The sequence below is a fragment of the Paenibacillus sp. 11B genome (genome assembly GCF_030487755.1).
In the GTDB taxonomy this organism is placed as follows: domain Bacteria; phylum Bacillota; class Bacilli; order Paenibacillales; family Paenibacillaceae; genus Paenibacillus; species Paenibacillus vandeheii.
This window is the reverse complement of sequence record NZ_JAUKNS010000004.1, coordinates 472,030-484,250: the sequence shown is the minus strand read 5'-3', so window position 1 is coordinate 484,250 and position 12,221 is coordinate 472,030. Positions and strand designations below refer to the sequence as shown.

The 12,221-nt window shown below is 48.0% G+C and carries 10 protein-coding genes; all 10 read left to right on the top strand.

From position 1 onward, the window contains the following. Positions 1-18: 18 nt before the first annotated feature. The 10 genes from atpG (at position 19) to Q0V21_RS19030 (ending at position 11,689) form a co-directional block, all read left to right on the top strand. A complete protein-coding gene (atpG, locus tag Q0V21_RS19075) occupies positions 19-891 on the top strand; it encodes an ATP synthase F1 subunit gamma (RefSeq protein WP_024632717.1) in 873 nt (290 codons plus the stop codon). A gap of 96 nt (positions 892-987) precedes the next feature. After that, on the top strand, positions 988-2,391 hold the full coding sequence (gene atpD / locus Q0V21_RS19070; RefSeq protein ID WP_024632716.1) for a F0F1 ATP synthase subunit beta: 1,404 nt from the start codon (positions 988-990) through the stop codon (positions 2,389-2,391). Positions 2,392-2,450: 59 nt separating this feature from the next. Next, the gene (locus tag Q0V21_RS19065) at positions 2,451-2,855 is read left to right on the top strand and encodes a F0F1 ATP synthase subunit epsilon (protein WP_079350329.1); all 405 of its coding nucleotides are present in this window, start codon (positions 2,451-2,453) and stop codon (positions 2,853-2,855) included. 603 nt (positions 2,856-3,458) lie between these two features. Continuing rightward, the gene (locus tag Q0V21_RS19060; RefSeq protein WP_024632714.1) at positions 3,459-3,716 is read left to right on the top strand and encodes a DUF1146 family protein; all 258 of its coding nucleotides are present in this window, start codon (positions 3,459-3,461) and stop codon (positions 3,714-3,716) included. A gap of 520 nt (positions 3,717-4,236) precedes the next feature. Next, entirely contained in the window at positions 4,237-5,583 is a 1,347-nt protein-coding gene (gene murA / locus Q0V21_RS19055) for a UDP-N-acetylglucosamine 1-carboxyvinyltransferase (protein WP_024632713.1), read from the top strand. Positions 5,584-6,050: 467 nt separating this feature from the next. Continuing rightward, positions 6,051-7,397, top strand: coding sequence for a stage II sporulation protein D (gene spoIID, locus Q0V21_RS19050; RefSeq protein ID WP_301880114.1), 1,347 nt, complete (start codon positions 6,051-6,053; stop codon positions 7,395-7,397). A gap of 890 nt (positions 7,398-8,287) precedes the next feature. Next, positions 8,288-9,025: a M23 family metallopeptidase gene (locus Q0V21_RS19045; RefSeq protein ID WP_024632711.1), complete on the top strand. Its 738-nt coding sequence runs from the start codon at positions 8,288-8,290 to the stop codon at positions 9,023-9,025. Positions 9,026-9,196: 171 nt separating this feature from the next. Then, positions 9,197-9,484, top strand: a complete 288-nt coding sequence (spoIIID, locus tag Q0V21_RS19040) for a sporulation transcriptional regulator SpoIIID (RefSeq protein WP_024632710.1) — start codon at positions 9,197-9,199, stop codon at positions 9,482-9,484. 219 nt (positions 9,485-9,703) lie between these two features. After that, complete coding sequence (gene mreB / locus Q0V21_RS19035) at positions 9,704-10,702, top strand: rod shape-determining protein (RefSeq protein ID WP_024632709.1); 999 nt, start codon at positions 9,704-9,706, stop codon at positions 10,700-10,702. A gap of 102 nt (positions 10,703-10,804) precedes the next feature. Then, positions 10,805-11,689 carry a flagellar hook-basal body protein gene (locus Q0V21_RS19030; RefSeq protein ID WP_301880108.1) on the top strand — a complete coding sequence of 295 codons (885 nt, stop codon included), beginning with the start codon at positions 10,805-10,807 and terminating at the stop codon, positions 11,687-11,689. The last annotated feature ends 532 nt before the right edge of the window (positions 11,690-12,221 follow it).

The window sequence follows — 12,221 nt, the reverse complement described above, 5'->3', positions numbered from 1 at the left end:
CTTTAAGGTGGTGAAATCATGGCAAAAGGCATGCGCGAAATAAAGCGGCAAATTAAAAGCGTACAAAGCACCAAGCAGATCACCAAAGCAATGGAGATGGTAGCTGCCGCTAAACTGCGTAAAGCGCAGGAGAAAGCTGAGGCAGCCCGTCCTTATTCGGAGAAACTGAAAGAAGTTGTGGCTAGTATTGCTTCAAGCACGCAAGGTATTCAGCATCCGATGCTGGAGAGCCGTCCGGTTAAAAAGACAGCGTATCTGATCATTACATCGGACCGCGGACTTGCGGGCGGATACAATGCCAACGTTTTGCGTCAGGTCAATCTGACGCTCAAAGAGCGCCACAATTCTCAGGATGATTACGAATTATTCGTCATTGGGCGTAAAGGACGCGATTATTTCAGACGGCGCGAAATTGCGATGGCATCCGTTACAACGGATCTATCCGATTCACCAGCATTTGCAGATATCAAATCCATTGCACACGAGGCTGTTCAAGGGTTTGAGCTGGCTAAATTTGATGAGTTGTACATTTGTTATAACCGCTTTGTGAATGCGTTGACCCAGATTCCTACGGTAGAGCGCCTTCTTCCGATGGAGACACCTGAGGTAACTGCTGCGGAAGGACCAACGGCAAGCTACGAATATGAGCCTTCAGCGGAAGCTGTACTGGAAGTTTTGCTACCTCGTTATGCGGAAACGCTGATCTATGGTGCACTTCTGAACGGTAAGGCGAGTGAGCTGGGAGCGAAAATGACGGCGATGGGTAATGCAACCAAAAATGCATCCAAACTCATTAACGACTTGTCATTGACGTATAACCGTGCCCGTCAAGCGGCGATTACGCAGGAGATTACGGAAATAGTGGCAGGTGCCAACGCAGCACAAGGCTAACCGTTTTTTATTAATGAAGGCTTGCAGTGCAGAGATATGAGAGAACGGAACATTATTTCTGCAAAACTAGCAGGCTTGTAGGAGGGGAACGTTAAGATGAACAAAGGACGCGTTGTGAGCATCATGGGTCCGGTTGTTGACGTCGAGTTTGATCGCGGCGGTCTGCCGGAAATCCTCAATGCCATTACGATCACTACAGTAAGCGAAAGCGGCGTAAGTGTGAATCTTACACTCGAAGCTTCAAAGCATCTGGGTGACAACCGGGTACGTTGTATCGCGATGTCCTCCACGGATGGACTCGTTCGTGGTATGGAAGCCGTAGATACAGGAGCTCCAATCTCTGTACCAGTCGGGGAAGCGACACTGGGTCGTGTATTTAACGTACTCGGCGAAGCTATTGATACTGGCGGCACTGTAGCTGCTGCACATAAAAATCCGATTCACCGCTCGGCTCCTGCATTTGATGAACTGACTACCCAGGCTGAAATGCTGGAGACAGGAATCAAAGTTATCGACTTGCTGGCTCCTTACGCCAAAGGTGGTAAAATCGGTCTCTTCGGTGGTGCCGGTGTAGGTAAAACCGTAACGATTCAGGAATTGATCAACAACATCGCACAAGAGCACGGTGGTATCTCCGTATTCGCAGGTGTTGGTGAGCGTACACGTGAAGGTAATGACTTGTATCACGAGATGAGTGATTCCGGCGTTATCAACAAAACAGCAATGGTCTTCGGACAAATGAACGAGCCTCCAGGCGCACGTCTTCGTGTAGCCCTCACAGGTCTGACCATGGCGGAATACTTCCGTGATGAAGAAGGCCGTGACGTGTTGCTCTTTATCGATAACATCTTCCGTTTCACCCAAGCAGGTTCAGAAGTATCTGCCTTGCTCGGACGTATGCCTTCCGCGGTAGGTTACCAACCAACGCTGGCAACGGAAATGGGTCAACTGCAAGAACGGATCACTTCGACTAAAAAAGGTTCTGTAACGTCCATCCAGGCCATCTACGTGCCTGCGGATGACTATACTGACCCGGCTCCAGCAACGACGTTTGCCCACTTGGATGCAACGACGAACCTGGAACGTAAAATTTCCGAGATGGGTATCTACCCTGCGGTAGATCCGCTGGCATCCAGCTCCCGGATCTTGTCCCCTGAAGTTGTAGGCGAAGAACATTACAACGTAGCTCAAGGCGTTAAACGCATCTTGGCTCGTTACAATGAATTGCAAGACATTATTGCGATTCTGGGTATGGACGAGCTGAGTGAGGAAGACAGAGCGCTCGTTTACCGTGCTCGTAAGATTCAACGTTTCTTGTCCCAGCCATTCCACGTTGCTGAAGCATTTAACGGTATTCCGGGTAAATACGTTCCGGTTAAAGAAACGGTGCGCAGCTTTAAAGAAATTCTCGAAGGCAAGCACGACGATCTTCCGGAAGCAGCTTTCCTCTTCGTGGGTACGATTGAAGAGGCAGTGGAGAAAGCTAAAACACTGGTATAATCTGAATCCAGGATTGTCCTTATGAAGCGAGCTATCGGATAGTTTCAGGAGGGATGGAATTGAGCACCTTTTTGTTGGAAATTGTAACGCCTGAGCGTCTGGTATATTCAGAACAAGTGGATAGTATCACAGCTCGTGGCATTGAAGGGGAGCTGGGCATTCTGCCAGGTCATATCCCTATGGTTACACCTTTGCAAATTGCACCAATCTATATCAAAAACGGTAAAGAGAATAAACGCGTCGCTATTGGCGGCGGGTTTATCGAAGTCCGTAAGGATAAGGTTGTTGTCCTCGCAGAAAGTGCCGAATTCCCGGAACATATCGATGTGGACCGTGCGCGTGCGGCGAAAGAGCGGGCAGAACGCCGTCTTGGTAGCCAAAGCAATCAGGACCATTTTGATCACCGCCGGGCAGAGATTGCTCTGCAAAAAGCGGTTAACCGGATCAACGTATACGGCAAATAGACTGTTCATTGGAGCCTGGCGGCTTAGTCTGCCGGGCTTTTTTGAGTTTTCAGAGCGTTATCTTTTCCAGTTACAGTAAAATATACGGATGCAATCTTCAGCTGAAGCACGAAATTTAACGGTAAATAAAGTTAATTGTATTCACCGTTTATGGGCAGTTGAATAGAATGTAGGACTAAAGTCGTGGCGATAATGATCACTGTTGGAACCATTTTTAACGACGAAATTCCAAATTATTTCCGAGGAAATGACAGGATCGATATCGAAATAGCGCTCTTTTATGTCGTTTTAGTCACAAAATCCCGGCATTTTGAATTTAAAATATGATCTAAGTGGAAATCAATGTAATTGACAATGTATGATGAAAGAGCCTATATTCCATAGAGTCAGCAGATGCAGGAAGCTGCGTTGATGAATTCCATAGTCATTCACAGCCAAGTAGTTGCTGCTCCGTGATTGGGCATCCAGATTTCCTGAATAACAGGAGTAAGTCCGACAGTAAACTCAGTATGTTGTGTTCAAGTCATTCCATTGTTCTAACAAGTTATGAATGTCAGGCATAATTATGCTGATCGCTGCAACAAATGTGGAGGTAATGAATATATGGATACTGACCTGACGAATCAGTTGAACCAGACATTAAGTACGAATGGCTTAGTCTCAATTATCGTCTCTCTTTTATGTATAGCGTTGGCGTGGTGGGCTTTGCAGAATCTCAAGCTGGATTTAATTATCAGGCAGCCACGAGGAGCACAGGGAAGACTGTTACACTTATTGTTGGCCATTATACTGGGGCACGCTGTTTCAGGTTTTGTCATTGACTATTTGTCATGGACACAAATGTTGCGCAATTTGTTTTAATGTCGAGATGGTTGGTTAATCATCTGTTAGGTTCTTCAAGCAGTTCAATGTCGAATAACATCGATTAATTGTGTTAACAATTAGAGTATGAGTTGTCGGCAAAAGAAATTAAGTGAAAAGTGTGACGTGTAATTGGATGAATTTGAGATGTTTTATGTAAAAATGCTTGTATCGTACAATTCAACAATGTTATGATGGAAGTTAGGGAATTCACAATTGTTCACTTATTTTGTGGTTATAAACGGGATATCCGGTTGAATCCGGCTAATAATCATCCCAATCTGTCTGTTCAGATGCTTGCTGGCCTGTAGGCAGTATATTTACAAGTCGGAAGGCATCATGCAATGCACGTGGTATCATCGATATGGATCATAAACCAATTCTTTTCTGAATAGACATCAAGGGCATTATTTGCCAGGTTATGTCGAAATTCCACACACAGCAACAGTCTTTTCTATTACAGAAGGGCTCACGTATTCCGGAATGAAGAAAAGGGAATAAAAGCGCGGAGGGAACCATGATGAGCAAATTTATCGTCCGCGGTGGCAAAAGGTTGACCGGAAGTGTCAAAGTTAGCGGCGCTAAAAATTCTGTTCTTCCGATCATCGCTGCCTCTCTCTTAGGGGAAGAAGGACAAAGCGTTATTATTGACGCTCCTCCTCTAGACGATGTGATGACGATTAACAAGGTGTTGGAATCGCTGGGAGCGGGTGTTACATACCGGGACGAAGTGATTACCGTAAATGCGGAGAAACTTACTTCCTGTGAGGCACCGTATGAATGGGTAAGTAAAATGCGGGCGTCTTTTCTGGTCATGGGGCCATTGTTGACGCGTATGGGTCATACAAGAATTTCACTTCCTGGTGGATGTGCCATCGGTACACGGCCAATTGATCAGCATTTGAAAGGTTTTGAAGCCATGGGCGCTGAGATCAGCTTGGGCCAAGGCTATATAGAAGCTCGCAGCCAAGGACGGTTGCGTGGCGCGAAAATTTATCTGGATGTGGCTTCCGTTGGTGCCACTCAAAATATTATGATGGCTGCAACATTGGCTGAAGGTGTAACTGTTCTGGAGAACGCGGCAAAAGAGCCAGAGATTGTGGATCTTGCCAATTTCCTGAATGGAATGGGTGCCAAAGTGCGGGGAGCCGGAACAGGAGTCATCCGCATCGAAGGTGTGGAGAAACTGTCTGGTGTGAAGCACACGGTAATTCCGGATCGGGTTGAAGCAGGTACCTACATGGCTGCTGCTGCAATCTCCGGTGGCGATGTGTATATCGAAGGTGCGATTTCAGACCATTTGGGTTCTGTTATTGCGAAGATGGAAGAGATGGGTGTAACAATTCATCCTGACGAGAATGGCGTTCGCGTTATTGCGGATCGTCCGCTCAAGGCTGTGGATGTGAAAACATTACCATACCCAGGCTTCCCTACCGATATGCAATCCCAGATGATGGCACTCTTGCTTGCTTCTGAGGGAACCAGTGTTGTGACAGAGACTGTTTTTGAAAATCGCTTCATGCATGTGGATGAATTCCAGTTGATGAATGCGGAGATCAAAGTTGAAGGACGTTCGTCCATCATCACGGGTAATGCCAAGCTGAAGGGTGCCAAAGTGACAGCTACCGATTTGCGTGCGGGTGCCGCACTCATTATTGCGGGTCTTGTTGCCGAAGGTACAACAGAAGTAGGCGGTGTTCATCACATCGACCGTGGCTACGTCCATCTCGCTGAGAAGCTTAACGGACTCGGAGCCGACATTTATCGTATTTCGGTGGAAGAGCCTAAGCTGGATGCAGTTAAAGCATCGAACGAAAAAGTCGGGGAAGAAGTACCGATGTTCAAAGTACAACCGACCTGGGCTTAACGTCCACTGGGACGATGGTCGTTGCTCTGCGTAGGATCAATCACACATCAATCAGTGTGAATTGTGGTTACGAGAGCATCTCCCGTCAACTAATTTAAATTCGAAAGCTAAGCCATATGGCTTGGCTTTTTTTTATGTTCTACGATCCACTGAATCAGTACCTGATTCTATTAATAGCTGGTCCTAACTTATATAGCATAACATCATATTCTGTACCAATTCTGAACAGAATGAAAGAGCATGCTTTTAGTGGGAGGGGGCGTGCCCTATGTAACGGAATACCGCGACAGATCAACGTTTTTGAATAATACATAACAGGAGTAAGTTAGAAGTAACCACATATGGAATGCCTTCGTTTCTCTTAAATCAGGTTCTATCAGATCGGGCAGGCTCATACCCTAAACTATGGATTTGAACAAAAGGACCGGCACTTTGACCGGCCATGGACAACGGAGGGTTATATTAAAATGAAAGAAGCCCGTGTGCAGGTTAAGGTACCTCTTGTGCCTCGTCCACAAGTGAAGGAACCTGAAGGGAATGCTGGTTTCGGTGTGGAAAAAGACAAGCTTGCTTCAACGAACATCAGAACTGTCCCAGAAGAAACGATACGAACATCTCCTAGACGGCCTGGCCCGAAACAGGAGTCAGCCGGGCAAGCTGCAATGCGGGTACACATGCCCGTCATTGAATTGGACCAGTTTCGTCGTGTGAAGCGCCGACGAATGCGTACGTTTGGCCGAGGCCGCAGATGGGGCAAGAACAACACTCGCTGGCAGCCGGCAGCGGCTGTTTCTGCAGTACTGGCTCTCGCGTTGCTGATCCCCGCCATTCTGGTCTGGCCGCGGGCGAATGATCCTGTTAAACCGATCCCTGTCCCACCTGGTACAGGCAGTATAACGACTCCAGCACCTTCGCCAGCGGTGCCAGTAACCTACCCAGAACCTAAGGTGAGGGTGTACCTGTCTGCAACCGGTACGACGATGAACCTGCCACTTGAAGATTATGTTACGGGAGTGGTCGCTGCCGAGATGCCAGCTGAGTTCAGATTGGAAGCTCTAAAGGCGCAGGCCATTGCAGCCAGGACATTTATCGTAAGAAGGCTGGCGGCAAACGATACAAGCGGTGTACCTTCAGGAGGAGCCGATGTGACGGATACGGTGAGTCATCAGGTGTTTATACCACCTGAACAAGTAAAAGCGGACTGGACGCGCCTGGGGAAAGCGAAGGAATGGGAGAAGCTGCAGCAGGCTGTTCGTGAAAGCCAGGATGCCGTCATGACATATCAGGGCAAGGCGATTACCGCCTCCTTTTTCTCCACAAGTAATGGATATACGGAAAATGCAGAGGATGTATGGGGCAACCCTGTACCTTACCTGCAAAGTGTAAGTAGTCCGTGGGATAAAAACCTGGCTCCAGGCTTTGAAGAAACGATTACAATGAAGCGCAGTGAGATTCTCCAGAAGTTGAATCTCGGGGCGAGCTCCATCCCGGTTACAGCTCAGCAGAGTGGCTCATGGATGGAAGTTTTATCTACTACAAAGGGCCATCGGATTAAGGAGATACAGATTGCAGGAAAAACGTTTAGCGGGCCAGAGGTTCGAAAGCTGCTTGGGCTGAGATCCAGCCAGTTCAGTTGGAAGACGGACGGGGATGAGGTTCAGCTTACAACCTATGGATACGGTCACGGGGTGGGTATGAGCCAGTGGGGAGCCAACGGCATGGCACAGGAGGGTCACACCGCGACCCAGATTCTCAAACACTACTACACCGGTATCTCCTTCGGACAGGCATCCAAGATGCTGGCATCGAAGTAGGAAACTGAAACGAATGAATATAAGGAGATAAGCAGTTGTTTAACAGTGATCTATGTAGGCTCTCCTTCTTCCCGGTTGGAGGGCTAACGAATCTCAAACATCTTATTAGGCCTTATGTTGAACAATAGAAATTCTAACGAATCTCAGAGAAGCTAATTCCGCAGAAAAGCTGCAATTACATCGAAATATCCCAGTAATCCAGAGAATAGCGTTTCTGAGATTCGTTATATGACCCAACGGACGTGAAATGCCGCAATAGCGCTGATCAGGTTCGTTAGATGCTTTTAGTAAAATCTGCTGGGAATAGTGTTCTTTTTTCAATAAAATGCACAGTGTTGTTAGGAAGTTTCCGGTAGTAGATTGCTCTCGAATTGTTGTGCGGTAGAAATAACCATTAGAGCGGCCTCTGCCGCCCTGCTCTTTCGCTTCTTGCTACTCTACCGGAACACTCTAACGATTCTCAGACATCTTATATCGCGAAATAGAGCTAATCTCATCCACCTATAATCACGTTAAATTGCTTTCATCAACTCATTTCATAGAAGGATCGGCCATTACAGCCAATCCAGGTTTCTCTACCGCCCCCCTTTCCGGAGCCTTCAAGACTTGGCTATATCAGGCTGATCATAGTTACACCGGAACGGAGAGTTCAGAAAAAACCTGTAGGAGCGAAGCGTCCGCCTTTACTCCCGGATTTCACCTTTGAAGAAGGTGATAGAAGAAATCTGGGAGTAACAGCGGTCGAAAGGTTGTTCTGAACGCGGAGTGGTCCAGTGTAACACCCCAATCTCGCCTTATATAGCACTCTTTGAAAGTTTCGTGAAAATAATTAGAGTCGCGCGTGTATAAAAGAGTTGCACCCGGTAACACTTGTTACTGAGGTGATCAAGATGAATGAACAAAACAAAAAAACAGTCCAAGAAGAAACTCCTAAAACAACTCAAGGAGTACCGGCTAGCCAGCCCTCTTCATGGAGAAGAGCAATGTCCAAACGTTGGGTCTTCCCGGCAGCCTACATCGCAGCAGCAGGCATTATACTAACCTTAGTGTGGGTCTATCAGGGCACAGGCGAAAAAACGCTGAACTCGGATCCTACGAGTGGGGTAGTAGAAACAGGCGCATCGGGCACAGAAGGAACAGCGGTAAACGGAGAGCAGGAAAGTGTGGAAGTTGTTGCAAAGTCGGAGAATTTTGTATGGCCGGTAGCGGTTCCTTCAGAAGTTTCGGTAGTTAAACCTTTCTATGACAACGAAGCGTCTACGGAGGAACATGAAGCAGCGATGGTGCAGTACAATGACACATTTATTCCGAACACGGGTGTAGATCTGGCACGCGGGGATAACAAAACGTTTGAAGTCAAAGCAGCACTCGGCGGAAAAGTGACCCGGGTTGAACAAAACCCGCTGACAGGTCAAGTTGTGGAAATCACACATAGTGATAACCTCAAAACCGTGTACCAAAGCTTGGCTGACGTCAAAGTAAAACAGGATGATGAAGTGAAGCAAGGAGATGCAATTGCATCGGCTGGCGTCAATGAACTGGAAAAAACGCTGGGCAACCACCTTCACTTTGAAGTTTACGAAGACGGACAACCGGTTAACCCGCAAGGATATCTTCCGGAAAAATAAATGATTTTTATCGCAGCAACATGACGGGCAGAGGGAATTCTCCTCTGCTCTTTTTGTGCTTTTCAGAAAATAATGGGACCTTCGAAGCTTGTCACACCTTTAAACCGCGAATATATAGGCATGCTCCTCATATAATGTACCAAACTATCCACACAGTAGGGAGGCGGGAGCGTGCACGATTACATCAAGGAACGGACCATAAAAATTGGTCGCTGCATTGTTGAGACGAGGAATACGGTCCGTACCATTGCCAAGGAATTCGGCGTGTCAAAGAGTACTGTGCATAAGGATCTGACGGAGCGTCTGCCGGAAATTAACCCTGATCTTGCTGACCAGGTGAAACACATTCTGGAGTATCACAAGTCCATCCGTCATTTGCGGGGCGGTGAAGCGACCAAAATTAAATACAAAAAAACAAGCGGTAAAAAACGCGAGGTGCTGGCTTCGGCTAAATCGTAAGGACCTGCGGAAAGACGTAGGCTAAAAAGCTCACACATGCATTGAATCCCTCCCCTGAAGTATGATATGTTAAAAGCTGGTACAGGATCGAATTATGACATCTTATCAGCCCGATTTTTACATATATATGTTGCACTTTGTCGAACGAGCGGTGACGTGATAAGGGACTCTTTTTCACAGGATACGCTGACCAAATAATATCACTTTGGGGGCTCTTTTATGTTTAGCAAGGATATCGGTATTGATCTTGGCACGGCGAACGTGCTTATTCACGTGAAAGGAAGTGGGGTTGTCCTCGATGAACCTTCCGTCGTGACCATTGAAAGCGATACGAAGCGGGTCCTTGCTGTTGGGGAAGAAGCGCGTCGTATGGTGGGGCGTACTCCAGGTAACATTGTTGCCATTAGACCGCTGCGTGACGGTGTTATTGCGGACTTCGAAATTACGGAAGCAATGCTTAGACATTTCATTAATCGTGTGGGAGCAAGAAGCTGGCACAGCCGCCCGCGTATTTTGATCTGTGCACCAACCAACATTACTTCCGTGGAGCAGAAGGCTATCCGTGAGGCTGCTGAGCGCAGCGGTGCCAAAGAAGTATTTCTGGAAGAAGAGCCGAAAGCGGCAGCGATCGGTGCGGGAATGGATATTTTTCAGCCGAGCGGCAATATGGTCGTGGATATCGGCGGCGGAACGACTGACGTTGCAGTCCTGTCTATGGGCGACGTAGTCACCGCCTCTTCTATTAAAGTCGCAGGGGACAAGTTCGACGAAGCGATTACCAAGTTTATCAAAGCCAAATACAAGCTCATGATCGGTGAACGTACAGCCGAAGACCTCAAAATTGCGATTGGTTCGGTACATCCGGGCGGACGTCAGACGGAGATGGACATTCGCGGACGGGATATGGTATCCGGGTTGCCTGTTACCGTAACGGTGTCGGGAAATGAAGTGCAGGAAGCGCTATGGGATTCCGTGCAATCCATCATCGTTGCAGCCAAGTCGGTATTGGAGCGGACGCCACCAGAATTGTCAGCAGATATTATTGATCGAGGTGTCGTGTTGACAGGCGGGGGTGCTTTGCTGAACGGATTGGATGAACTGTTGTCCAATGAATTGCATGTACCGGTATGGGTTGCAGAGGATCCGATGCATTGTGTCGTCAAAGGTACAGGCATTATGTTGAATAATTTGGATCAGGTGGTTAAGAAAAAGTTCTAATCTGCCGATATAAAAAGCAAAGGTTCGCCCAGGCTCGGGAGAAGAACGGACAAGCAGTTATCCTGTTATGCAGGACAAGCGCTTGAGGAGAGGGGTTAATACATGTTAAGAGGTCTGTACACCGCTACGGCGGGAATGATTACGCAGCAACGCCGCCATGACACCGCAACGCAGAATATCGTAAATATGAACACAACGGGATATAAACAAGTGAACAGCGTAAGCCGTTCTTTTCCGGAAATGCTCATTACGTTGGTAGGCGGAGATGCCAATCTTCCGACGAAGCGGCTGGGCAAGCTGAACACGGGTGTGTTCGCGGAAGAAAGTTTGTCCATGAATTTGCAGGGAGCCATTATGGAAACTGGGCAAAAGAGTGATTTTTCCATTTCGTCCAATCTGGCCGTGAATGATCCACAGACAGGACAACCTATCTCGTTTGACGGTTCAGGCAAATTTGTACGGGCTGATGGTACAGTAACCTACCAGCCTCAAGCGTATTTTACAGTGCAGGATGCAGAAGGTAACACAAGATATACGCGTGATGGTCACTTCGAGGTTACAGGAACAGGACAGCTGTTGAGCTCAACGGGATCACAGATATTGGATAATAATGGACAACCCGTTGTGTTGACAGGTGCAGTAGACCAATTTAAAGTGGATGAGCAAGGTCGTCTTGTCAATGCAGAGACGGGTGTACCGACAGGAGTTACATTGGGAATCAGCGTCATCGATCAACCCAACCAACTGGTACGTCAAGGTGATGGTAATTTCAGCCTGAATGATCAGAATGGAGCAACTGCACGGATGTTGGCTGCCGGTGATAATGTGCAGATCCGTCAGGGCTACCTGGAAGGCTCCAATGTGGATGCATCACAGGCAACTGTGGATATGAACGCCGCATTCCGTGCATATGAAGCGAACCAGAAGGTCGTACAATTCTACGACCGTAGTCTGGATAAAGCGGTTAATGAAGTTGGGCGTGTATAACGCCGACATACCAATATAACCGCGTAGCGAAAAGCCAAACGCCCTTTGCGCAGCAAAGCAGAGAGGCTCACGCGAAGCGGTAATCCAAGCGCAGCGACGGTCTCGACAGTCCTTTGCGAAGCAAAGCAGGGAGAGACCCGCGGAGCGCAAAGCCTGAACGCAGCCGAGCCTATGCGAGGATTGCGCAGCAGTACCCTTAGCGTAGCGACGGTCTCGACAGTCCTTTGCGAAGCAAAGCAAGGAGAGACCACGCGGAGCGTAAAGCCTAAACGCAGCCGAGCCTATGCGAGATTGCGCAGCAGTACCCTTAGCGCAGCGACGGTCTCGACAGTCCTTTGCGAAGCAAAGCAAGGAGAGACCACGCGGAGCTACCCGCAGCATAAAGAGCGTGCCCAGCTGTGATTCAGCCATGTGAAACCATGGCGAGAATCATAGCTGGGCAGTCGCGGCGCACACATACCACCGTCACTTAGCAAGATCGTACCTTACTTACCTACTCCGCCTGTTTCGGGAGTCCAGAGGGCAGCGCCAT